This is a genomic window from Caballeronia udeis (assembly GCF_001544555.2).
Lineage (GTDB): Bacteria > Pseudomonadota > Gammaproteobacteria > Burkholderiales > Burkholderiaceae > Caballeronia > Caballeronia udeis.
Genome location: NZ_FCOK02000016.1, coordinates 1 through 24,468 on the forward strand (window position 1 = coordinate 1; position 24,468 = coordinate 24,468).

Consider the following 24,468-nt stretch of genomic DNA (forward strand, 5'->3'; position numbering starts at 1 on the left):
CGGATGGGTGATCTCGAACAACCCGCCTTTGACTACGCGTTGTTCCTCATGACAGACAGTTGCTGACTTACGAGAAGGCGAAGGCGGAGTCGGCGGTACAGATCGTCGAACGCTGGATCATGGCGCGCCTGCGTCATCAGCAGTTCGCCAGCGTGCATGAGGTGAACCAGGCTGTCGCGCCGTTGCTGACGCGGCTCAACGAGAAGCCGTTCCAGAAGCTGCCCGGTAGCCGTGCAAGCACCTTTGCCGCGCTCGACGCGCCGGCCTTGCTGCCTTTGCCGTTGCAGCGCTATGAGATGGCGCACTTCAAGACCGTCAAGGCCCACATCGACTATCACGTCGAAGTCGAGCAGCATCGCTACAGTGTGCCGCATGCACTGGTCGGGCAAGTGCTGGAAGCGCGTATTACGATCGCGGTGATCGAGCTCATGCACCGCGGGCAGCGGGTGGCCAGCCATGCGCGCAGCAGCCGGCACGGTGGCTTCACCACCACCGCCGCGCACATGCCGGCCGCGCATCGCGCCCACATGGAGTGGACGCCGCAGCGACTGATCCACTGGGGACAAAGTATCGGCCCGGCCACCGCCGAGGCGGTGACGCGACTGATGCAGGAGAACAAGCATCCCGAGCACGGCTACCGCGCCTGCCTGGGTTTGCTGTCGCTGGCTAAGCGCTTCGGCAAGCCCAGGCTTGAAGCGGGCTGCACCCTGGCATTGCAGATCGGCGCCTGCCAGTACCGCCACGTACGCGACATCCTGGTCAACAACCGTGACCAAAGCGCGCCAGCAACAGCCAGCGACTGGGTCAGTCCCAATCATGCCCACGTCCGCGGCCCCGGCTACTACCAATGAGGAATTCTGCAATGATGATGCACACCACTTTGGCGCAACTGCGTACATTGAAACTGGACGGCTTGGCGACGGGCCTGGAAGAACAACTGACCCAGCCCGGCATGGCTGCGATGAGCTTCGAGGAACGCGTGGCGTTGCTAGTTGACCGCGAAGTACATTGCCGCAACGACCGCAAGTTGCTGCGTCTGCTGAAGAACGCGCATCTGAAATATGCGCAGGCGGCCATCGAGGACATCGACGCTCGCTCGGGCCGCGGGATCGACCGGCGCGAGGTAATGAGCCTGGCATTGGGAGACTGGGTTAGTGCCGGCCACAGTGTCTTGGTCACCGGTCCGACTGGCGCCGGAAAATCCTGGCTCGCTTGCGCATTGGCGCAACACGCCTGTCGTCGAGGGTACTCCGCCATCTATCAGCGTGTACCCCGCCTGCAGGAAGAACTACGCATTCGGCACGGTAGCGGGGCCTTCGGCAAATGGCTACTCCAGTTGGCCAAAACTGATGTGCTGGTCCTGGACGACTGGGGCATGGGCGCAATCGACAGCACGACCCGATCCGATCTCCTGGAAGTCATTGACGATCGCGCTGCCAACAAAGCCACGATCATTACGAGTCAATTACCAGTTGAGCATTGGCATGCCTGGATCGGCGACGCCACCATTGCCGACGCCATTCTCGACCGGATCATGCAGCGCCATCATCGCTTTACGCTGACCGGCGACTCGCTGCGAACGGAACGACCAACAACCAGCAAAAAGGAGCAAACTATCGACCCATCGTGACCGCGGATATTACGATCTAATCGCGTAACACCATCTTGTGCGCAGCGGTCACGTTCAGCCGGAATGAGTGGTCACGATCACCGGAATACGCAATATTGGCAATGTTTTCCAGGACCTGAACGCCTTCGTCATGGATCTGGCTCCAAACGTCGGGATCGGAGACATCCTTGAAAGATGCCCAGTCAACCCCGGTCATGAAGTCCCCGCCTGTGCCCGTGAGGATGACGATCTTGTTCGCCCGGTCCTGCGAAATCCGGTAGAACGCATCGACAACCTCCGTGTGGACCTCCGCCGTGAAAGTGAGCGGGCCGCCATTGCTATGGAATTGCACGACCAGCACGCCGTCCTCGTCCCGCATCAACTTCAGGTTGCTGTAGGCAGTGAAATAGTTTTCCAGATTCGTTTGCATGATGCTCTCCTATGTCCGAACGGACTGCATTAGCCGCTGCCAGTCTGCAGCGGGCCGGCGTCACCAGATACTTTGGAAGGGCTTCTTGCCAAGCCCCTTGGAGAAACACGAGGGCTCGCAGCCTCGCTTTCGAAACCCGCACGCAATTGACCGGACGCCTGGCTGGCAAGTACCTTGCCGAACCTTGCATGACTCCCATACGCGAGCGGGGAAAGGACCGGCGAGCGACAACCGCTCGCGCCTGCTGCTCTGCGTCAGATGAAGAACCCAGCCAACGCGCGAGCCACTGCGACAGCGTCATTTTCCATGGGGATGTGGCCCGCCTTGGGAATCCGGACAAGCTGCGTGTTCGGGATCTCTTTGGCGAAGCGCTCCGCGTGCTCGACGAGCTGGAAGCTGTCGTCTTCGCCCCAGACGAGCAACTTTGGCGTCTGCGACGCGCGAAGGCGCGGCAACAGCTCCATCGTGTAACGATTGTCCGCCGCACCGGCCAAGGCGATCCACGACCGTGCGACGCGCGGGTCCGTCCAGGGTTCGAGATACTCGGCCACTTCGCTTTCCGTTGTTGGCCTGGCCAGTGCCGTGAGGACTGACTTGCGACGGGCCGCAAGGATATCCTCCGTCGTCGTCGCAGCGGCCACCGCCGGATCGCGAAACCGGGCAACGCCGGGCACCGGCCATGAATCGAACATCACTGCGTTGACGAGTGCGAGCTTGCTGACCTCTATCTTCCCATCGACGAGCACCTGCTGCGCAATGCCCCCAATGTCGTGCCCCGCGACGCCCACCGGTCCCACGATACCGAGCGCTTCCAGGAGGCGCGGCAGCCAATCCGCCAAAGCGGGAATCGAGGCATCCGCAATGGCCAGCTCGCCACCCGAGCGACCGGAGCCAGGGAAATCTACCGCGATGGGGCGTAATCCGGCCGCGGCCAGGTCGTCGAGCACCGGCTGCCATACCCGGCTCCAATAGGTGCCGTGCAGCAACAGCAAGACGGGGCCTGCCGGGTCACCGGCGCTCAGGTAGCTGACCGGTACGCCAGCCACGTCAACAGTTCGTCGTTCCATGGTGAAAAATCCTCCGTTGCGGCCCGTGGTGCCGGGCGATCGAGGTGCCCGGCCGTCGCCGCGCATAGGGCACATCTTCCTTTCTGCTTTCGCGGCATGCGAAAGTTCGTACGTAGCGAATACGCTTAGCGAATGAACTGCTTTACGTGGTCGGCTCCGAGGCCGATCTCTTCATAATGCTTGCGAGCCGCTTCGATTTTCGTGAACACATCTTCGTATCCCACTGCTGTGCCTTGGGGATCGACGTAGGTGTACCCTCCCGTGACGTGGAACCACGTGATCATCTCTGTTACGTCCTCGGGCACGTACAAGGTGTGCGTCTCGCCTGCCGGCTCGTGTGCGTAGCCACCCTGCTCCGCAACCCAGTTGTGCTCGAGGTAATACCATCTGCCTCTCAGAACGATCGCGTGCACAGGCCCGGTATGCCGGTGGCGCGAGAGCACGCCGGACTGGCGCACTCTAAGCAGATTGACGTAGTAGCCCTGGCTGGCGCTGAGAAGCAGCGGCTTGAACGAAACAGTCGGCGTCATCGGCACCCAAAGGTTATCGTCCTCCAGCCATTTGTCGAGTACGCCCGGATGCACGATGTCGGGTGACATGTCAGGGGGTTGAGGCAGCTGATAAGCGATAGCAAGTTCATCAGGTTTTTCTGCGGTTGTGTTGGTCATGTTAGGAGACCTCCATAAGATATCGGCGCACCATGCGCACGGGTCAGACGGCGGACTTTACCGTCATGTCCTACTCGTTGCCCTTCATGAACGGGTCGTATTGCGTATGTACGAGGTGGTTCGTATAGTTGCTCTGCCCTTCGTGGCAACTCCGGGTACCACTTCAAGCACGTTCTGGCCCGGGTCGGGTTTCAAAGCGGCCAGTGCGGTCGCGATCGTGTACGACGGGAACATGCTCACGTTCTTTTCCAAACGGGAAATTCGTGTTATGCAGATGATGCGCGCGGCGTCGCGCTGGCAGAAGACTCTCGAGGCAAATAACATCTATTCCTGGCGGGCATAGGACGTTAAATGCGCCGTCCACATCGTCCATATCGCCCGCACGCTGCAATCCCGCGCGGAGATGAGTCATGGCTAAGTCCACGAATGTTGCTGCCCGCGCGGCTAGCGATCTGACATCCGCGCATCAAGGTCTGCTTCGAGCAAATTTGCTCTTCGGATTAATTCAGTACGCGATCACGTCAGGGGAACCTGAGCCTTGAGCGTGGGCAACCGAAATAATTTGAACTCCAATTACGATCGTCGTTTTGAGTAGCGTCGCTTTCATTTTTATTTGTCGCATGTATGTTCTGCCTCGAGCTGAAAAACGTCAGCCGACGTTGCCGCGCCCGAAAAACCCACATTTATGTTATTGGAAGAAATGCGCTTCGAGCGTTTCAATAGCCATGGCTGCGCCACGCACTACGCAGGTCATGGATTCCTCCGCCACGACCACGGGCACTCCTGTTTCCTCCCGAAGCCTGTCATCGAGACCATCCAGTAAAGCACCTCCTCCGGTTAGCATCAGCCCCGCGCCGGACGCACTTGGTTGATCGTCGCCACGCCGTCGTGCCGCCGCGAGGCTTCACATGCCTATGACTCTCGCTCCGCCCCGGTGCGCTCCGGCGATGAAGCTTCGTCCGGGCGTTCATCGCTTTCACCGCGGTTGGCGTTCGACGCGGCGCCGTGGGCATGATGTGTTTTCGCCAGCCCCGCGGCGATTTTTCCACGACGCATATCGGCACGAATCGCGGACAGTCTGCTCGCGCCATCGCGCATCGCATACGCCACCCGGCCCCATGCCGAATGAGCGATCTCGATGCTGGAAACCCTGGAGATGTTTCCCTTGCTCCAATAAGGTTTGAAGGTTTCGGAGCCGACACCGAGATCGAAGTCGTTGCCATGTTCAATTGCCCAGCGCACCCACGCTTCCATCGCGATCGCACCGGGCGCGAGTTTGGCATGCTGGCGGTCGAAGCTGTTCATGATTCCCAGGAGGCTCTGCTTTCCCATGCCGACCATGCACACCGCGATGGGTGCATCGTTCATCGATAGGATCAGTATTCTTGCGCAAGCCTCTTCGTCACCCTCGCTCTTCTGATTTGCGAGCGCAATGAGGTAATCGCGATATATGCTCGAATAGAGCCACTGTCCCTTCTTGTCCACGCGTTCCGCCCAGTCGCGCTTGCTGGCAAGCATCCAGTCGATCATGCACACATTGCTATCGCCGTCTTCGGGGCCAAGCACGCGTACGTCAACCTTGCCTTGCCGTTCGAGACGTCTGCGCAGCGCGCCCGCCTTTCTTCCCGACAGCGTACCGAGCGACGCAGCGAAACTTTCCCAGTTCACTTCACGCGACAATCGCGCAACTGCACAGGAATCTTCCTTATGCGTCACCAGGCCATCGTGCTCCATGGCCAGCCGATAAAGATGACTCTCGCAGTCGAGAAAAGGAAGCAGAATGATGTCTGATGCGCATTGCTTCCGTGTGGCGAACCATATCGATTCGATTAGTTTATCTGAGGAATGCTCGGGATCGACGAGTATCGTCGTATAGTCTGCCGAATCCGGACCCAATGGCCGCAGCATGGTCCACAGGCGATTGCGCGAACGCACCAGTGGCCAGACCGCAATGAGCTTTCCATTGCGGCGTGCAGTGACGATCCGAAGCGATTTCCCTGTTCGTTTCGCAACACAATTCCAGCCGATCCAGCAAACGTCGAACGACTCATGATGGAGGCCTTTCGCACGGACCCATAGTTCGCGCCATTCACTGCGCAGGGCCTCGAATCCCTCAGGTATCTTGATTACATCGATGTCTTCGACCGGTGCATTCATGTGCTTTCCCAAGATTTTTTCGTCTTATCTGTTCATTGAACTAATGCGTCACGCGGCGTACACACGCTTTATCTCGCTGCCGGGCTGGCTAGATATATTGCATCGCAGAGTGATTTACGCAACGTGCGCTGACGCACAAAGTCGCTTGCGAAGCGCGTAGCGCGCGGGCAAGCATTCGCCGCGAAGCCCATACATAACATCTACCCGAGGTCTCCAAACAATTTTCCGTCAAATCCTTGATTGGGAGCTTACTGACTTTCACTCCTGGCGATCGACCGATATTGTTTAGATCCTATGAAGCGCAGGACGTCGACAAGCCGACGCATAAAACCGGTTTGCCGAGCTTGGCTTTCAGGAGAGACCATGCGTACAGATCAGGCTTACACGGGTACCGGGGAGCTGGTGTTGGCGGTATCGCTCGAACTAGCAAGGTACGCCACAAAGGTCTGGCGAAGAACACGGCGCAGTTGTTGAGCCTGTTTGCTCTGGAAAATTTGATGCTGGCCAAAAAATCGTTGTTGGCCTGTCATGGGAGTAGTCCGTCCTGAGTGCGCAAAGCGCATCAGGAGAGGAAGAAAACCCGGCCCTTTTCGGCCCCCCGCTAGCCACGCACTTATATTTCGCATTGCAAAATTACATGAGTAGATCGAGAACCTCATAGCTATAATACGTTGAACCGCGTGTAGTACAAGTAGTTACTTATCGATATCGGTTGTATTTACTCGATCAAGCATGAGGGTCTTTACTGATGGGGACAATGAATATCGGCAGTGTAAAGCAGCGTCTGAGGCGACGCATCAAGTGGCCGTTAATTCGTGCGGTGGCGTCTCTACCCGATCCCGTACAAACCATGCTTTTCATTCCGCACATCCGGAAATTCGCGCGACATGTGCCGGTTCTGAAGGTCGTCTATACCGGTTGCTATCGCACGCATCCCATTGACACGGCACTCGGCACGGATACCGGCGGTATCGAGCCGCCCGAATCCATTTTCGGCGATGACAACGACGCGGGCAATCTCCCCTATATGGGCTCGCAGCCAAGCACGATCCGCTTCGCGCTGCAGCAACTCGGCGACTTGCACGACCACACATTCATCGATATCGGCTGCGGCAAAGGGCGGCCGATGATCGTCGCGACCGAATTTTCGTTTCTCGAGGTCACAGGCTTTGATTTAGCGCCGCGTCTGGTGGATATCGCCAATCACAATGCGCAGATCGTAGGGCGCCGTTATCCCGAGCGCGTGCCAATGCGTGCGTTCGCGACCGATGCGCTCGCGGTCGATTTTCCGTCAGGCAAGCTTGTCGTGTACCTTTTCAATCCATTCGGCAACCAGACGATGACGCGCCTTCTCGCCAAACTCGTCACTGCACATGAGCGCGGTACGATCGAGGCGTTCGCCGTCATCTACCTGAATCCCGTTTGTGCAGAAGTCTTCGATTCATCGCCTTTGCTGGAGCGTCGCTACTGCGGGACGGTACCCTATGCCGACGATGAAATCGGCTATGACGAGGGAACCTGTCAGCAGGTGAGCATCTGGAGTTCCACGCCGCGCACCCGCCAAGATTCCGCGCTTTGTCAGAACAGCGAGAGTCCGGCTACTAAGCCGCCTTACCAGACAGCAGACTTTTCCCAAACGACGCTCGATACGTCAGCACAATCCCCAAGGCCGTGAGTACCGCACCTGACAGGGAAAAAGCCTGGACGCTTTGCTGAACCGAAAGACCTGCCAGCTTCGTCAAATACAAAGTTGCTAAAAGCCCTATGCACGACGTAAGCTGAAAAAGGAAATCGGTGCGCTGCGCCTTGGCCGCAAGGAAGACTTGGGCCAACGGAAGAAAAATGAGTTGCAGCGTGAACATTGGAATGAGACGGTAGAACAGATCGATCGTTTCCTGCCAGTTCGGACCCAGACTCAGTTTGACAAGTGGCGCGAATAGTACACCGCCTCCAAGCGCATAGAGCACGCCAAGCAAAATCAACGTGCGTGCGTAGGCGACATAGACACGTCGCAAGCCCATACCCTGATCATCCTCCGATACGGCTGCAATCGCGTCCCGTCTGAATACGCCGCCCAGGCTCTGCCCGATCAACGAGACGGGGAAGAAACCTAAACGAAAAGCCGCGGCGAAGTAACCGGCACTCTCCACGCCATACCATCTCGGGATGACGATCGCGAGCGCATAGTTGGATACCGAATTACACAGTGTCGACGGAAGGATATAGATCGCGAAGCGACGATTGTCGACGAAGAAGCGCTTCGAAATCCGAAATGGAAAACCCGCTTTGCGCCCTTGCCTCAAGATGTCGAATACCATTGCGAGGGCAACGCCTGTGGTGATCCATGTGTACCAGACGAACGGGTCCGAACCATCGGCGTGCGTGCGGGAATGATCGAGCAGGAGATAGCCGACGAACAGTGCGTTGATCGCAATCCGCGAGAGCGCAATAACGCCGTACAAGCGCAAGCTGTTGTAGTACAGCGATGCGGCCATTTGCATGAACGACACCAGCGAGAAGACTTCGACGACCCAGAACTCCGAATGACCAAGCAAAAGCGTGATGAATAGAGCAGTCAGAGCGACAACAACCGCCAACACGCCCGCGTTGACGAAAGCATTGAAGGAGTTTGCAGGCTGGTCATCGACGCAGGCGAGTTCATAGCGAAAGGCCAGTATGGAACTGGTAAAAGAGCCTATCGCGAGCCAGTAGTTGAATCGCCCAAGCGTCGCGGGTCCGTGCCAGTGGCCCAGAAGATACACGCAAACGAACATCGCAAGCTGACCGACGATGACGCCGCAGAGCGAGACCACCGAATCCCTTGGATTCGTGAGGGTTGCACGCTGTTGGCGAAGCATCGGACTAGCCTCTCAAATTTTTTCGATCAACGTACACGGGAATCGAACTGATCATTCGGGGATCCAAGCATCCATGGATTCTGGCTTGGTTCGGCGCGGACGACAAGACAAAGTCTTTTCCGGTTACTGCACGGGACTGCCAAATACATCCTTTACTTGTTGCAGATAGTCGAACCTCCACTTCTCTGTCGGCTCGATGAATGAACCTTCACCGAACTCGTTCCAGCAACAGATGACCACGGTGCGATGCGTTTTGTCTGGATATTGATCGAGTATCGATCTTGCCTGCTTCAAATGTTCTTCAAATTCGTGTGGCACGCTAAAGGACAGGTCGTGCAATTTGTCCGGACTTCCGCCCCAGGGACGCTTGTCCCAGCCAGAGGTAACGGGTACGAAGTAAGGTAGTCGGGAATGTGTGAGAATCCATGTCCAGCTCTGGCGGTATCCATTGCTCAACTCGGAATACGAGTGCGATTGCGGCATGTCCGGTGAATAATTCCCCGACAGCCCCATGTGATAGTTGTAGGCACTGATGGCCGAATACCCGGCCGCTGGAAGGCCATGTTCGACAGGTTCCGCAACCGCCTGGCTCGTGGCGACGAAATAGATTCCGGGTATGCCAGCTGCAGCCGCCTCTTTGCGCGCCCGTTCAAAAAGCTGCGCGACATTCATACCGAACGAGCTGGCCTTGCGATCGAGGTCCTCGGGCGCAAAGATGAAGACGACCGGCAAACCGTCAATGCGGTAATAGGACTCCTGCAAAAAATAGTGACGGATCCAATAGTCGACGATAGCATCGAATTGCGCCAGCGAAGACGGTGTATCGGTATGGTTGGCCCACAGTATCGAAAACTTGACGGCCGATCGGGCCGGCGATGCCAGATAGGCGTCAATGGCCTGCGTGAGAACCGCACCGCCATCGTTGATCCAGTACCAGTCGTAAACAACAAAGTCGATGCCATAGTCGTGCATCCAGCGAATGTGTTGCGTAGCGATGTCGATCCGGCTGTCATCGTAGAAACCCAGAAGCGGCTTGCGACCACCGTACTGACGAATGGCGTCCCACGGCGGACTTTTGGCGAACGGGGGAGCAAATTTCCAGCCGGGAAAGTAGTACACGCCGACAGAATAGGCTTTCGTGGGTGCCTCGCCGGCGAATGCCGAGATGACCAAGAGCGTGGCCATCCATGCCAGAACGTACGCACGCGCCGACTCCTTCATTGCGCCTCCGCCGCGCGGTTGCCTTCATCGAGTTGAAGGCGGCCCTGCGTCGAGCCACCGGCAGAGGTGATACCCCTCGCGTATGCGGCCACAGCCGCACGATCAGAAAATAGCAGCACGAAGAACATCACCGGCAAGTACTTATAGAAGCCGTTCACGAATGCGGTTGCGAAGATGAAGAATCCCAGCACCGACAGCAGGATTGCCGATGAGCGCCGTTGAATAGCGATCTTTACCGCCATCAGGTGCGGAATAGCGTACGCAATGAGAACCGGCATTCCGTATGAATAAAACGCGCTAAGAAAGTCGTTATGGAACCATATGTAAAGACCTATTTGGCGCATGTTGAAGTCGTACGAACTCGAGAAATTACGACCAATGAAGAAATCGAGTCCGTTGAACGAGGCGATCGCCGAGAGCCAACTGTCCCATATGATCACGCGGCTCAAGCGGTCGAAATTGTCCAGTACTGTCTCGAAGAAAGAAAGGTACTGGTACAGAAAGCTTCCGAACAAAAAGTCGAGAACCTCTCTTATGTGCACGACAAACAATCCGGCGAGCATGAAGATGCTTGCCGTTATCAACAACTGCCGCGCCTGGAGCCGGATGTTCGCGACGAGATAGGCCGCCACAATCACGATAATCGGCGTGCGCGATCCTGTGTACAGCGTGAAATAGAGAAACAGGGCGGCAAGCATGAAGTGCCGTTTCTTCCGGCTGAACGAGGCAACGTAGATCCACCAGAGGCTTCCGAACGCGAGCAAATAGGACGCCACGTGAGGGAGTCGATACAAGCCCTGGTTGTAAATTCTCAGGAACTCGATGTCGTTCGATCCCGACGTGAAGACATCGGCTTCGCCGCCATAGTCGCTTCCGTTGATACCGATGAACGCTGGCAGAAAAAGCGCCGCGAACACGTAGGTCGCGTGGCTGATCGCAGACGGACTAATACGGGTGTTTTTAGCGTAGAAAAATGCGGCAAAGAACTGCATGAGAAACAGGATGTCAGATACATCTTCTATCGTCATGGAGAAGCGCAGAAAGTTGATCAGCGCCGATGTCAGGAGACACAAGATGCATGCGATAAACCAGAACCGGTCGATCTTGTCACGCGTGAAACGGAACATCAGTAGTATCGATACGGGGATCGATGCCACGAAGACCGGTATTGCTGAAAAGTAATTGACGACGTTATCCAGGGCGAACGCCCCGACAATGTAGTAGATGATCAGGTCATCGGACTCGTGGCGCATGGCGAGCGATCTCCCGGGCAGGATTGCCGGCCACGACCGCACCGGGTGCCACATCGCGGGTCACCACGGATCCCGCGCCAATGATCGCCTCATCGCCAATAAGAATATCGCCGATCACGATCGCACCCGCACCAAACTCGACCCGATTCCCGATGGTCGGCGGATAACTTTCACCATCATCGCCTAGCTTGTTTCCTATCGTGACGCCGTGGCGGATGATGCAGCCATCGCCCATCTTCACGGCCTCATTGATCACGATACCGACAGAGTGATACAGCACTACGCCTCTGCCAAGCGTGACCCGACACGGGATGTCGATGCCCATCACCCAGTCCACGATCAATCGGTACACGAATCGGTACGGCGCCGTCAGCGCTCGCGTCAATCGCCTACGATCGTTGTACGAAGCATGGGCGCACCTGAAAAGTACGAGAACGAATCGCGACTTCATATGCGAATTGACGCGCCAATCCTCCCTGATCATGGAGAACAGAGAGACTCGGGGAGGCCGGTCCTCAAGCTCGAGAAGCCCATCGTGCAATGTCCTTGTCGTCACCGTCGCCTGTTCATGGATTTGTTCTGTCATGGTCATCTTCCCGGACGGTAAACAGTACGCGTTGCGATCTTACGCACCAGCTTTTGGGGATAGCAGAGGGAGGACAGCGCGCCCCATAGCGATTTCGAGACTACCGATCGTGAACCCAGATAGTTTCGATACGACTTGATGAAGCAGTAATAGGAAACTATCTTCCAACGCGATGTGTATCCCCCGAAAATGGTGTCGCGAAGTCGAAATGTCCTCGCGATCGTCGCGTATCGAAGCCGGCTGGATGCACTCTTGTCGTGTATCCGGTAATGGATCAGCGGTTCCGCGACGTTGCCAAATCTTGCGCCGGCTTTGAGAAAACGGGCAAAGATATCGTAATCTTCCGCGGGAACGTTTTCCTGAATGTAGGGGACATTCTTGAAGAAAGAAGCGCGCCCTAGAACGGTAGGATGGAGCACTCCGTGCTCGCCCCTCAGAATCGTTGTTTCGATGTCCGCGTGCCGTGCAGGAAAATTCGTCCTTCCTATCGGCAGATTGGTCGAGTCGTGAAAGATCACCGCGTTGCTTCCGACTACATCCAGCGCGTCTCTGGTGATGTATTCGTACTGACGCTCAATGCGCTCCGGAAGAAGAACATCGTCGGGATCCATTCGCATGATATAGGTAGAAGAACAGTTCGCTATACCGATGTTCAATGCATTCGCAAAGCCGACGTTCTTCGATAGCGCGATGATCTTCACATGGTCCAGCGCATCCGACGCTCGTTGCGCAATGATCAGCGAGTTGTCAGTCGAGCCGTCGTCGACGAAAATGACCTCGCGCGGCTGAGACGTCGAATTTAGTATCGAATGGAAAAAGTCTTCGAGGTAGCGACCGTTATTAAAATTGGCCACTACCATGCTGACATCTACTGTCGCTCTCGTCTGCATGCACGACTCCTGAACCGTCTTCATCCCAGCTTGCCTATATGTCTTTACGAGCCGCCATCTTCACGGTGTTGCGCACCCGAATTCTTCTGGTACGTTTATGCAGCCAGCTACATGTAGGAGCGGTCGCGTTGATGTTCCTTGCCAGATCGCCCGTGCCGAGGAAATACGCAATCGCCTTCTGCACGCCGGAGTCCGACGGCCAGAGGAACTCGCTGAGTTCACCCGTTTGAACCGTGCAACCGTGTCGCTTCAGAACGTCTTTCGCTATTCCAACGTGGGCATCCCTCTGACGTGCAATTCGTCGCGATCCAACCTGGCCGCCATGGATTCGGTAACGGAGCAACGGCAGCGAAATGTTGGCGAACTCCCCGTACGGAACGAGGTCAGTCCACAACCGGTAATCTTCGACGTATTCAGCGTCGGCGCGGTACTCGATACCTTTCTGCCTAATCACCTGAGCACGCATCATGACCGTAGGATGCGCAAAACAACTCTCGATCATCAGGAGTGCCTTGCACGCTTCATCGGTAGGCGGAGTGGCGACATATTGATCCACCTCTCCGAATTTGACGATATCGGTGCCACAAGCAACAAGACGGGGTTCCGCTTCCATCTTTGCCAGTTGGAGTCCGAGCCGCTTGGGATGTGCGATGTCGTCTGCATCCATTCTCGCCAGATACCTTCCGGCCGCCCGGTTTATCCCATGGTTCAGCGCCGCGACGATGCCGCTCTTGTCTTGCCGAAGAACGTGAATGCGCTTGTCACTGCGGCTCATCCGACTCGCGATCATCGGAGTGTCATCGTCCGACCCATCGTCGACGATCAATAACTCGAAGTTTCGATAGTCCTGTTGCAAGATCGAGTTGACGGCCTCCTCGATAAATCGAGCGCCGTTATGCACCGGCATCAACACGGATATCTTTAGTTCTGGCATGTTTCGATCACAAACGTAATGTGAGCCTGATACCGCCAGATCATCAGGTTGTGGTGACTGGCGCGATACCGCGAATAAACTTGGATGTCGAGTGCGCTATCTGGGAACTCTGGGAGGCTCCGGGTAAGAGTACGGGGAGTACCGGTAACTTCCGTACATGGAACCGAGGCCGTATCGACCGAGATCCGGATTGGCGCCATTAAAGAGTACGCCGGTCGGTATCGCGCCATTCTGCGATAGCCGCTTTATCGACTCTTTCACTTCGCCCGCCTTGGTCGCTCCCGCCCGTGCGACGATGAATACTGTTCCCGCGGCTGGTGCCATGACGGTTGCATCGGTAACGGTGAGGATCGGCGCCGAATCGATGAGCAGAACGTCGTATGCATTCGATAGTTCTTTGATGACGTCGTGTACGCGATCCCTCATCAACAGTTCTGACGGATTCGACACAATAGAGCCTCTGGAAATGAAATCGAGATTAGGAGCGACCTTTCTGATCGCTGATTCAAACGAGGCGTGCCCGGTGATCAGTTCGGTAAAGCCAGCGTTCACCTGGCCGTCGAAGCAACGATGCAAATGTCCTTGGCGAATATCGCAGTCCAGAAGCAGCACGCGCTTCCCCGCCGCAGCGAGCAGTGCTGCAAGGTTGGCGGACACGAATGATTTGCCGACGCCCGGTGTCGGGCCGGTCACCAGCACCACGCCGTTCTTGGCTTCGAAGAGCACAAACTGCAAGGCGGTGCGCAACGCGCGCAGGCTTTCTACTGCTGCATCATGTGGTGCTTCGGATGCGAGCAAATTCATGCGCGGTTGACCATCGGTCTCTGCCCGCGTGATGCCCTTTTGAATCTTGCTATATGGAATGGTCGCATACACGCTGAGACCAATGTTCTTTTCAATCTGGGACGGCGAACTAAAGCCGCCGAACAGGACGCTACGCGCGTAAGCTGCCGCACTGGCTACGATAAGCCCGAATATCACAGACGCCGCCAGCACCAGGGATTTCTTTGGCTTGACCGATTCCCGAGGCAAGTCGGGGGTATCGACAAGTCTTACATTGCCGAGCTTTCCTGCCTTGACCAATAAAAGTTGCTGCGCGTTGGTCACGAGCGAGGCATAGAGATCCGTATTCACTTTGACATCCAGCAGCGCCTTGGCTAGTTCCTGTTCCAAGCCCGGGAGCCGCTTGATTTTGTCGTCGAGTACGGCGGCCCGTTGCTGCAAGGTATCGATTTGCTGATTGGTTGCCATAACCTCTTTGGCGTTGGCACCGAAGTGAGCGGATAACTCCTGCTTCTTCTGCACGAACTGGATCAATCGGGTCTGGACGTCCGCTGCCTGTCCGAGCGTGATCTTCGCCTCCTCGCCCAGATCGAACGTCCCGTTCGTATCGCGGAGTGCCGTCAGGTGCTGCTGCGATGCCAGGAGCCGCTGCTTGAGTACCGGCAACTGGGCGTCGAGGAAATTCATCGACAAAGCCGCATCTTCTGTCTTCCGGTCGACATTCTGCTTGATGTATTCGTTGCCTATCTGCGTCATCAAATCGTGCAGGTACACTGCATTGTTACCCTGAAGCGTAGCGATGACCACACCCGATTGCTTGATCTTTTCCTGGATATTCAGCCCGGCCTGGACGTCGTGGATCGTCGTGGCTCTCGAGTGGCGCATGAGGACGAATGTGGCGCCGGGCTTTCCCGTTGCCGATTTTACAGTGAGGGAGATGTCGCCATTGCGAGCATGAAACACTTCGCGCTGTCCAATGCGCCCCTGCACTGGCGGTTCAAGTCCCGGCCCGGACAACGCATAGCGTCCCTCGCCCAGCAGCGTCAAATCGAAACTTTTTTCCTCGCTTCGATCCGGTACGTCGAAGAGCGGAACGTGGATCTCCTCGGTGCCCCATGTATAGCCGCCCCAACCGAAGAAGCCGGGATTCGATATGTCGGTTGCTTCGCGCGCGAACAGGCGCCCAACCAGTGGAAACTGCTTCGGCGACGCGCTGATATAGGCATGAACCGCGTCCACTGCGCGAGTCACGATCAGACGCGATCCGAGTATTTGCGCTTCAGCGGAAGCGTTCGACTTCACGTCGAAGAGTGCCGACACGTCAGCAAGCGTACTTCTGCTTGCCGACGTGTCGGGATTATCCTCGACCTGCAACATGATGTCGGCCTGATACACCGGCGGAGCCAGAAATGCATATGACGCCCCGGCCAGGAGAAAGGCAAGCGTGACGAGGATGATCATCCGGCGCTGCTCGATGGCTATGTCGATGAGCCGGACCAGTCCGTATTCGTCAGACTCTTCCACGCGATCTGACGGCGGAGGATTGCGGTTGTTCATAGTCGAAAATTCGTTCCGGGTTTTGCTGACATCTCGCTGCCTTACGGGATCGTGCGGTAGCGTGGCCGGGTATGAATGCCGGTCTCGCCAACGCCTACTGATGGCTGGCTATCTCCTGCTCCGCGAAGATCCCTTCTGCCTCGAAATCTGCTGCCGGAGCGAGCATGCCCGTCGCTTCGAGTGGACCCGCTGTCGTTGCGACCGATTCGAGTACCGCGCCGAGCGATGCCGGCTCGGCTGGCGCGTGTACAGGTGAAACTTTTGGCTTCTTCTCGTCTCGCAGATTGCGCTCGAGCAGCGCCTCATACTGAGCCAACACGCTGTCCCACCGAAAGGCGCTGTCGAAACGACGGCCGCTCGCTTCGCGCATCGCACGCACTGTGGCGTGATCGGCCAGCAGCGCCGAGATATGCAGATCGCAGTCGGATTCGTTCGAGAAGAAGCGTGCGTCGGGGCCGGCTACCCAACGGTTGAACTCATTCTCATGAGCGATAACGGCGGAACTGGCTCCCAACGCTTCCACGAGTGAAGGATTGGTGCCGCCGACCTGATGCCCGTGCAGATAAAACAGTGCATGGCGTCTCAGCGCCTGTACAGTGTTCTGGTCGTAGATAGCCCCGGGGAATACGACCTCCGGACCCGCCGCATCGACGACTTCGCGATGATACGGATTACCAACCGGATCGTACTTCCCCAGTACGACAAGTTTGGCGCCCCGAGGTCGGCGTGAGAAGGCAGTCACGATCTCGACAATCGAATTCTCGGGTTCAGGACGCGCAATGGCCAGCGCATAAGGCGAATCACCGAGGCCGAGTTCCTTGGGTACGAGGCCCCTATATTCATCGATCCGGTCTGCGCCGTAGGGAATCATCGTGATCTTCCGCTGATTCACGCGCGTCGCGAGATGCACGGCGATGGACGGATGATCGGCTATCAGATGATTGCCAGTCCAGCAACCGATGCGTTCGTTGATATATAACCACGTGCGCTCATACCAGCGCCATTTCGTACGACGCCATTCCAGGCCGTCCATGTTGATCAGGTTTCTGATGCCGCGCCAACGCAGATAACTACAGAAGATAGCGGTGTTGTAGCCCAACGTCAGCACCAGCCCAGTGTCCCGCTTCGCGGCTATTCGAACCGATTTCCAGTCGAACTCGACGGTTCCCATCGCGCCATCGCGCTGGACCGGTACAAAAATGCGCCTGATCCCGCACCAACTATCTTCGGCCACGTCAGCGTCGCTATTCTGTCCCTGGCAATAGACGGTCACGCTCCATCCGCGCTTCGTCAGATAGAGCGCAAGTCGCTCAGCGAATGTCTCGAAGCCGCCGTGCTGCGCCGGAATACCCCGGATTCCCATTATGGACAGCCGCTTTTCTGCCATATCGATCAACCTCAACGTTGAAGTCGTGTTGCTGAGACGGACAAGTGTCGTAGGACTTAAGCCTATGGCAGGCAACATGGCGAATTCGGTCACTATTGTGAGCAAATCCGCCAACGTTGAGTCTTTCTTGCAGAATGAAAGAAATAGAGGTCTGCCGCTCGCGGTCATGACTCCCTGTGTGCAGACATTGTCGTTTAAAGCCACAGGTTTGACGGAAACAGATCGATAGGCTTCCATAATATCGTGTAGCCAAATGAGAGGGATCAACCGCTATGTCGATAGAGAACGTTTCGGCGGTAGTCGTGCCTGCGTCCTTAAAACCTCATACGATCAAGTCAAAATCCGACAATAAACTGAGGCCTGTTCCTCCGGCGAGTTCATATGGAGGGCTAACGGAGAGATCGATCTTTCACGAACCCTGGTGGCTGAATGCCACTATCGGCGAGAACTGGCACATGGCCGTCATCGAAGTCGGCAATGAGATCATTGGCGAAATGCCTTACACGCTGACCAAAAAAGGCTTGTGGAGTCTGTCGTATCTGCCGCCACTCACCCGCACACTCGGGCCTGTGATCAAGCGCCAGGCCGCGGATGCCAGTGGTCCCGAGTGGTCTCATCGTCTGGAGGTGACACGCAAGTTGATTGCCCAGTTGCCCAAGTGCGCGCACTTTCAGCAAGTGGCCGATCCACTCGTATCGGAAGCGGAAGCCGCCGCGTTCATGCTGGCCGGCTTCAAGGTCTCGGTGCAGTTCACGCTCAAGATCCTCAGTGGCGTGGACGAAGAAACCGCCTGGAACGGACTCCGATCGAACACGCGCAATCGGGTCCGGCGCTCGGCCGAGCGATTTATCGTACAGCAGATCTCGAGCGTCGAAACCTTCGTCAACTTCTACGATTCGAATCTTGCCGACCGCGACCTCGCCAATGTCTATGGCTCGACCATCATGCGGCGACTACTGACCGAAGTGTTGAGGCGCAATGCCGGCACGATCCTCGGTTCCTTTGATAACGACGGCACCCTCGTTGCCGCTACGGCGCTCGTATGGGACCGCTCCAACGCCTACTACTTTCTGACGACGCGCCAGGCCACAGCACATAGCGGCGCTGTTGCGCTGCTCGTTTGGCAGGCGATGAAACTCGCCCGTGAACGAAAGCTCGAGATCGACTTCGACGGCGTTTCCACAGCGGGGATACTTCAGTTCCTCGCGGGCTTCGGCGGACACCTCGTCCAGCGTTATGTGTTCGAGCGAATGCGAGCCGACTTCGCTATTTATCGTGGTGTGCGGAGCCAATCGCGCGCGCTTGCAACGTTTGCGTGCAACATTAATGCGAAGAAAAATGCACAGGCTGAGTAATTCCCAATCGCCGCTGTCCTTATTATCAATACCATATGAATATCGACAATGCGAGGATCGGCTTAATCGGCATTGCAACTGCTATTAATAATATAAAGCCACTGACACGATTCCGTCTTATCAATGAAAAAGAGTTTCCCGACTGTTTGCGCCCCATACTCCTCGAAAGTGTGCGTTGCCGCACAGAGCGGAATTATTGCAAGAAATCTAATGGGGCCAACCGAATAGCGATGCCACACCCTTGTACAGAAGGGTTGGCATCCTCAAACGATGCCACGTAATATATTAAATATAAGCTTAATATTTGATTCATGTGTCTGGACAACACCCGTTTGAACCGCGCATCTTAGTTTCATCCGCTTAAGAACTTACCGCCGATTGACCGGGCAGCGCGGGATGACACGCCTGTTCGACCACGCAATAAACGGACCGGCGACTCGGGGCCTTTCGCTTTACAGTAGAAGGCCCGTTCGCATTAGTACCTGCTTGTTATAGCCGTGGCAAATAAACGTTTGCGGTGAGCCTGGAGATTGAAATGCGTTCGGTGTTAAATCAACAATCCGCTGATATTACCAGCTTCGTAAAGCGCCCCGTTTCGGACGTCGAGATTGTATTATTCGATGGATTTTCATTACCGGAAATCGCGGCAATCATCGAGATCTTTCAGCGCGCCAATGCATTAACTGGAGCGCAATCCGGAAATGGATCGCATTTTAACGTTTCACTTCTGTCTGCAACGGGTGGAACGATCGTTAGTTCATCGTCGGTTGCTGTGGGAACGGAAAAAACGACGCTTCATCAAGCCACGAGTTCCACGATCCTGCTTTTCATTGCGGGCGGTACCGGCGCGAAACAGGCGGCATCCAACGGCCCGCTTTGCAAATGGCTGCGCCAGCGCCATCCGATGAGCACCGTCGTATGTCCGGTTTCAGAAGGTGAGTTGATACTGGCTGCAAACGGGTTATCGGGCCGATACGACGTGGCGCTGATGAACCCAGGCATCGCAGGCGACATGCCCTGGCAGGACCATTCGCGGACTGCAGCGAGTGCCATTCGCACCGCGCTACAGATTCCCAAAGAGGAGCTCGACGCTGAAATGGCGAAGCACTTTGCTCGCGCTCTCACGCCATCGACGCGCGACTTGCCGGATGCGGCTCTCGCACGCAGACTATCGACGCCACGTATGAGCGACAAGATCAGGGTGTCTGCGCGCTGGCTCGAGGAGAATGCCGACCGTCCGATCACCATTGAATTGGCCGCTGAAGCGGCGGCAATGAGCGAGCGTAATTTCCTTCGTCGCTTCAAGGCGGAGATCGGCATGACCCCGTCGGACTATCTGCAGCGCATACGGCTCGAGTTGAGTTGCCGGATGCTCATTGAATCGCAACTTCCCGTGGACAAGATCGCTCGGCGTTGCGGGATCGGGAGCGGTGGCCAGCTCGCCAAGCTTCTGAAGAAACACTTGTCGATCACGCCGACAGACTATCGGTTCAGCAAGACGGCGCCTGACAAAACGTCTTTTCTCTCATACGATTTCGAGCACCGGGAATCGTTGCAAGCCTGTGCGTAGAGGGTTGAGTTGTGCACCGTTGATCGAGAACGGTTTGGTTAGCATGACGGAATTATCGTACTTTCCGTGCATAATCTGGCGCCTTGATCCTGAAAATCCATATTGATCAAGAGCTCGCGCAATCGCTGATTGCGCGAAAGTTATCGAACTGCCGAGCCGTGCCGCAAGCGGCTCTTCGCGCGGTTACCGCCAGATTTTTCACGGAAGGTACGACAACCCCGTCGTTGATTTGCGAAAAATCCCACTGTCCACCGCGCAGCAGTTCTACTCGCTCATTTCATAAGCAATACATAGCAATAGCGTTTTCTCGTCCATCCACCTTACCGCGACACCTTCTTCGGCGCGTGTCCGAGATTGAAATCGTGCCCGAAATCAGCGGGGCCGCGGCGTTGTGGTTCCAATCAGCGGTGGCGACGTACCCCGACGCTGCACGGTCGAATTACGCGTCAACGACGAAACTCGCCAGCAGGGAGATCCTGGGCAGATGATAGGGTCCCCAGCCGAGATCATCCAGGACCTTTCGACTCAATACACGTTGCATCCGGGAGATCTCGTTATGACCGGCACGCCTGCGGGCGTGGGACCACTGCAAATCAATGACTCAGTTCATGTGTCCATGGAAGGAGTCGCGTCGCTTTCGATTCAGATCGGGCTGTAGGGCGCGAACACTCAGAAGGAATTCGAATGAAGGGGATCGTGGTGATTGTGTCGCGCCAGGGCGGGGGAATTAGTATTCGCGGCGAACAATATAGTTAGGCTGCCCGACCAAGAAAGCGCAAACGCCGCGAAAGACGCTGGCTCCGGGTATGACCGTGCCCTGAAGCGCCTCGCGTAAACGAAACAACCCGAAACAACCAAATAATAAATGCGTACGATCAGGAAGGCTTAGATGAAAACCGGGGAATGAAACCCGATCGTCGATCGCCAAGCAGTATCATTCATTATTTATATATGTAATCCTTATCAAATCAGGTCCGCTCATCAAGATGATCTGATCGCGTCAGAATCCTTCATCGAATCGCAGAGCTCCGTCAACGTCGATGACGAATCAATGGTCAAGCTGGCGGGTTCCCTGCGATTCAACGTATCGGACGGAGCCTCGTTGAACTGCCGCTTGTATGCGTTGAGCAGCGTCGAACGATTCGGCACGCCCCAGCGGTTCCCTGCGTCGTGCACCTTTTGTCCAGCTCCGCCGCGATCGTCCTCCAGTTCCTGCTGAATCCGCTTCATCCTCTGCTGCCGGATGATCTCGCTCGGCGTCGCACCAAGATGCGCTTTGAACGTGTTTTGCAGCGCCCGCACAGTCACGCCGATCTCTGCAGCAATTTCGTGGATCGACAGATCACTACGCTCCAGATTGTTCAGGAGGTATTGATACGCTCGCCGGTACTTGGCCGGCAGGCGCGCGGTAACGTCATCGGCGACTGCCACGCCCCGCCGCTGATGGCTTCCGCGTGCCAGTTCGGCTGCGCCCTCGCGCGCGCAGTGGATCGCGACCATCGCATACTTGATATAGAGCTGTCGCGAATGGTGAACGCGGCCTTGCGCCTGATTTATCTTTGCCAGGCAGTAAAGAGCTTCCAGGTGCCGATGATCGAACCCGATATGACTCTCATTGGCTATCGACCCGAGCACCATCTGGGCCACCTGCGGCAAATCGGCGATCAGGCTCGCGAGTGCGATCTCGAAGCGCACGGTGCGCTGGTAAATCGTCAGGCTGTTCGCGTCCGCCCAGTCGAGATGCGCGAGCAGCGGAGTGATCGCATCTCCCTGCCCGCGGACGAGCCGGCCCAGCGACTCCTTGTATTCGAGCCGGCCGCACAGCACCGGCAAGCGGATGTCGTGCTCGAGCAGGAGACGCTCGGCAACGAGCCCGGGCTTCGCATGGAGCGGCCCTGGATCACACAACTGCCCCGAGTGCCAATACACATGATCGGACAGTTGCGGCGCATGGCGCAGCGAACACTGAAGTGTCAGGTCCGCGCGCATCGTTTGTACGGTTTCACACCACGCGCTCCTGGTATCTTCCAGCTCGCGCAACTTGTCTACCTCAAGTTCGATCTCGTCGAGCATGCAGCCGACCTGGTTCAGATGGCCTAGTTCAAACAACACGCTCATCGTCCCAAACAGCGCTTCGATGCGGCGCGGCAGATCAACACCCGGTTCCTTCGCTACCCGCAGGAAACATGCCATCGCGGTGCCGAAGCGCCTGCGGTAGAGTGCCTGCCAACCGGTGTTTCGCGCCGACAACACGCGGATCTCGCTTTTCGACGCCTGACTGATCTTGCGTGCCTGGCGATACGACTCTTCCGCATCGGAATCCATCCCCATAACCAGTTCCAGATCCGCATGCAATTGCACGCAATAAGCCGCGCCGTTCTCAACGCCGCAGTCCTGTACCACGCGTCCAAGGTCCGCCGATGCGGACAGGATTCTCCCATCCCGAATTTTCGGCCAAATACCAGGTGGCTTCGAGGGAGAGGCGAGACAGGAAATCAGTGGGAAATAGAAGTCGCTAAACATTCAAATTCCGTAAACGTAAGGGAATGGAAAATCTAATTACCCGCACTGCCGGACGGAATTTATAAAGCGATCATGCTTTGCATGTATCGGACTATGCGGGCGGTAATGTCCTCGGCATCATGCTTAAGCCCAGACGTAGAACGACAGTGAGTCAATTTTGCTTCCTGCTGGTGAGCAATACAGAATAAACTGAGTCAATTTTTCTTCCTGCTGGCGGGTTGCTGGCGGGCAATGCAGAACAAATTAAATCTGTTCACCTGCGAATTATCAATGGCAAATAAGTCAGAATTAAGGATATTTTAATTCGCCATACCAATGTACGTCACGGCATCACTATTGCCAAGCGTTTTTATCTTTATCTGCTATTGGACAACTTGGCTAGCAGTCGCTTACAAAACATAAAAATCGTGTAGTTAATAAACCAAACGAAAATCATAAGAAGTTGCGGCCGTGACATCAGCTTGCAACGATCACCCACCCTGAATTATTCCCGGAAGATCAATCAATTGCGTCAGGTGGTGCATCCGGAATTTCAGATGGAATCGTGAATAAAAAAAATACCGTTGCCAGACATAATCACCGCTACACGCTGGCCGCCGCCGCGAGCGCGGACGGCGTGCGCCGGCCGACGATCGCGGGCGCCTGCTGAATCAGTCCATCACTCTCCAGCGCCTCGACCATGAACAGCCCGAAATCAACGCGGCGCGTCATGTTGCTGCTTAGCTTAGGGTCGCCGACATGCTGGCTCCAAACCGGCAAACCCTGGCTCTCGCCCTCCTCCAGATTGCTCGCTCGTACAACCGTCCAGGGCCTGTTGCTTGAGAAGATACGGCGGCACGCCTCCACCTGGTCGTTGACGTCTCCCACGCGGAGCAAGCGGCCGAACCAGCCACCGACGTTCACCGCCAGCGTTATCGACAGCGGATAGACGTCACGGCCATCCCGCGTGATGTGCCAGCCGCACGAAAAGACGAGGCGCGCGTGCTCTGGCGCCAGGTCAAGCACGGCCTGCGCGGTGTTCGAAGAATAATGATCCATCCCCCACGGCACCAATACGGTCAGCACGCCGTCGCATCCGGCAACAGCCTGTTTGATGACGTCGCGGTCGTCAGTCGCGCCCGGCACAATGGCAATGCGATCTTTGAAGCGATCGAGCTTTGCGACACTTTTTTCGCGACATACGGTGACCACCTCATAACGACGGTCCAGTGCATGTTGAACCATGTGTTGTCCGAGCTTGCCGGACGCACCGATAATGCAGATCTTCTTCATCGTCTTCCCATCGGGGTTTGAAGGGACCAGCGCATCCCGGAGAACGCGCTGCGTTCGCGCGGCAACGGAAACCAATCCTCCATCAAAGCTTCCAGCCGCTCCGTCCGGCGGCGGTTTGGTCAATATAGCGTCAGCCGAATAATTTTTTAAAGCGCGAGCGAAGCCTCTGCCGGGAGCACGAACATGGTGAAATTCGCTGGCGTCCGCCACACTTCGCGCCTCGCCATCGATTTTGCGAATGCGTTTGATAAAATGGGGATGGATAGAAGTGCCTTGTTCCGCACTCTCTATCGGACGGAAGATTCAATCCGGACCGTACGCTGTAATTCGAAGCGTGCCGCCTGTCCC

19 protein-coding genes and 3 pseudogenes are annotated in these 24,468 nt (G+C 56.4%); 7 read left to right on the plus strand and 15 right to left on the minus strand.

The genetic code is table 11. The features are described from left to right. Positions 1-71: 71 nt before the first annotated feature. Positions 72-851: pseudogene (locus tag AWB69_RS13900) on the plus strand (Mu transposase domain-containing protein); the annotation flags it as partial. An 11-nt stretch (positions 852-862) separates the two neighbouring features. Further along, positions 863-1,630: an IS21-like element helper ATPase IstB gene (istB, locus tag AWB69_RS13905; protein ID WP_062085554.1), complete on the plus strand. Its 768-nt coding sequence runs from the start codon at positions 863-865 to the stop codon at positions 1,628-1,630. A gap of 16 nt (positions 1,631-1,646) precedes the next feature. Here the strand turns inward: istB and AWB69_RS13910 are convergent, their stop codons facing one another. From AWB69_RS13910 to AWB69_RS13930, 5 genes and pseudogenes are all read right to left on the minus strand, one after another. After that, complete coding sequence (locus AWB69_RS13910) at positions 1,647-2,039, minus strand: Clp protease/crotonase-like domain-containing protein (RefSeq protein ID WP_062085556.1); 393 nt, start codon at positions 2,037-2,039, stop codon at positions 1,647-1,649. A 254-nt stretch (positions 2,040-2,293) separates the two neighbouring features. Further along, entirely contained in the window at positions 2,294-3,106 is an 813-nt protein-coding gene (locus tag AWB69_RS13915; protein WP_062085676.1) for an alpha/beta fold hydrolase, read from the minus strand. Positions 3,107-3,231: 125 nt separating this feature from the next. Next, the gene (locus AWB69_RS13920) at positions 3,232-3,774 is read right to left on the minus strand and encodes a 2,4'-dihydroxyacetophenone dioxygenase family protein (RefSeq protein WP_062085558.1); all 543 of its coding nucleotides are present in this window, start codon (positions 3,772-3,774) and stop codon (positions 3,232-3,234) included. Between the two features lie 688 nt (positions 3,775-4,462). Continuing rightward, positions 4,463-4,624 (minus strand): annotated as a pseudogene (locus AWB69_RS45735) (rod shape-determining protein); the annotation flags it as partial. A 62-nt stretch (positions 4,625-4,686) separates the two neighbouring features. After that, a complete protein-coding gene (locus AWB69_RS13930; protein ID WP_062085562.1) occupies positions 4,687-5,931 on the minus strand; it encodes a GNAT family N-acetyltransferase in 1,245 nt (414 codons plus the stop codon). A gap of 428 nt (positions 5,932-6,359) precedes the next feature. Here AWB69_RS13930 and AWB69_RS47675 point away from each other — a divergent pair. Next, positions 6,360-6,479: pseudogene (locus AWB69_RS47675) on the plus strand (IS5/IS1182 family transposase); the annotation flags it as partial. A gap of 302 nt (positions 6,480-6,781) precedes the next feature. After that, entirely contained in the window at positions 6,782-7,606 is an 825-nt protein-coding gene (locus AWB69_RS13935) for a class I SAM-dependent methyltransferase (protein WP_156528846.1), read from the plus strand. Here AWB69_RS13935 and AWB69_RS13940 read toward each other — a convergent pair. From AWB69_RS13940 to AWB69_RS13975, 8 genes are all read right to left on the minus strand, one after another. After that, on the minus strand, positions 7,533-8,789 hold the full coding sequence (locus tag AWB69_RS13940; protein ID WP_062085566.1) for a lipopolysaccharide biosynthesis protein: 1,257 nt from the start codon (positions 8,787-8,789) through the stop codon (positions 7,533-7,535). The genes AWB69_RS13935 and AWB69_RS13940 overlap by 74 nt on opposite strands. Positions 8,790-8,912: 123 nt before the next feature. Continuing rightward, positions 8,913-10,010 (minus strand): glycoside hydrolase family 99-like domain-containing protein, encoded by a 1,098-nt coding sequence (locus AWB69_RS13945; protein WP_197500230.1) that lies wholly within the window; start codon positions 10,008-10,010, stop codon positions 8,913-8,915. Continuing rightward, positions 10,007-11,263 carry an O-antigen ligase family protein gene (locus tag AWB69_RS13950; protein ID WP_062085568.1) on the minus strand — a complete coding sequence of 419 codons (1,257 nt, stop codon included), beginning with the start codon at positions 11,261-11,263 and terminating at the stop codon, positions 10,007-10,009. The genes AWB69_RS13945 and AWB69_RS13950 overlap by 4 nt, the downstream gene beginning before the upstream one ends. Continuing rightward, positions 11,244-11,615 carry a serine O-acetyltransferase gene (locus AWB69_RS50335; protein WP_269447481.1) on the minus strand — a complete coding sequence of 124 codons (372 nt, stop codon included), beginning with the start codon at positions 11,613-11,615 and terminating at the stop codon, positions 11,244-11,246. The genes AWB69_RS13950 and AWB69_RS50335 overlap by 20 nt, the downstream gene beginning before the upstream one ends. Before the next feature lie 236 nt (positions 11,616-11,851). Continuing rightward, entirely contained in the window at positions 11,852-12,739 is an 888-nt protein-coding gene (locus AWB69_RS13960; RefSeq protein ID WP_062085572.1) for a glycosyltransferase family 2 protein, read from the minus strand. A gap of 34 nt (positions 12,740-12,773) precedes the next feature. Continuing rightward, on the minus strand, positions 12,774-13,646 hold the full coding sequence (locus AWB69_RS13965; protein WP_197500231.1) for a glycosyltransferase family 2 protein: 873 nt from the start codon (positions 13,644-13,646) through the stop codon (positions 12,774-12,776). A 123-nt stretch (positions 13,647-13,769) separates the two neighbouring features. Then, the gene (locus tag AWB69_RS13970) at positions 13,770-16,013 is read right to left on the minus strand and encodes a polysaccharide biosynthesis tyrosine autokinase (RefSeq protein ID WP_062085577.1); all 2,244 of its coding nucleotides are present in this window, start codon (positions 16,011-16,013) and stop codon (positions 13,770-13,772) included. Positions 16,014-16,107: 94 nt separating this feature from the next. Continuing rightward, positions 16,108-17,400 carry a DUF1972 domain-containing protein gene (locus AWB69_RS13975; RefSeq protein ID WP_075643913.1) on the minus strand — a complete coding sequence of 431 codons (1,293 nt, stop codon included), beginning with the start codon at positions 17,398-17,400 and terminating at the stop codon, positions 16,108-16,110. A gap of 455 nt (positions 17,401-17,855) precedes the next feature. Between AWB69_RS13975 and AWB69_RS13985 the strand changes: the two genes are divergently transcribed. From AWB69_RS13985 to AWB69_RS45745, 3 genes are all read left to right on the plus strand, one after another. Then, positions 17,856-18,755: a GNAT family N-acetyltransferase gene (locus tag AWB69_RS13985; RefSeq protein WP_062085579.1), complete on the plus strand. Its 900-nt coding sequence runs from the start codon at positions 17,856-17,858 to the stop codon at positions 18,753-18,755. Between the two features lie 904 nt (positions 18,756-19,659). Next, entirely contained in the window at positions 19,660-20,325 is a 666-nt protein-coding gene (locus AWB69_RS49320; RefSeq protein WP_231937100.1) for a helix-turn-helix domain-containing protein, read from the plus strand. Positions 20,326-20,716: 391 nt separating this feature from the next. Beyond that, the gene (locus AWB69_RS45745; RefSeq protein WP_075643914.1) at positions 20,717-20,983 is read left to right on the plus strand and encodes a fumarylacetoacetate hydrolase family protein; all 267 of its coding nucleotides are present in this window, start codon (positions 20,717-20,719) and stop codon (positions 20,981-20,983) included. 323 nt (positions 20,984-21,306) lie between these two features. Here AWB69_RS45745 and AWB69_RS13995 read toward each other — a convergent pair whose 3' ends face one another. Both AWB69_RS13995 and AWB69_RS14000 read right to left on the minus strand, forming a co-directional pair. Further along, positions 21,307-22,848: a helix-turn-helix transcriptional regulator gene (locus tag AWB69_RS13995; RefSeq protein ID WP_082913388.1), complete on the minus strand. Its 1,542-nt coding sequence runs from the start codon at positions 22,846-22,848 to the stop codon at positions 21,307-21,309. Between the two features lie 582 nt (positions 22,849-23,430). Continuing rightward, positions 23,431-24,120 (minus strand): NAD(P)-dependent oxidoreductase, encoded by a 690-nt coding sequence (locus AWB69_RS14000; protein WP_062085679.1) that lies wholly within the window; start codon positions 24,118-24,120, stop codon positions 23,431-23,433. Positions 24,121-24,468 lie beyond the last annotated feature (348 nt).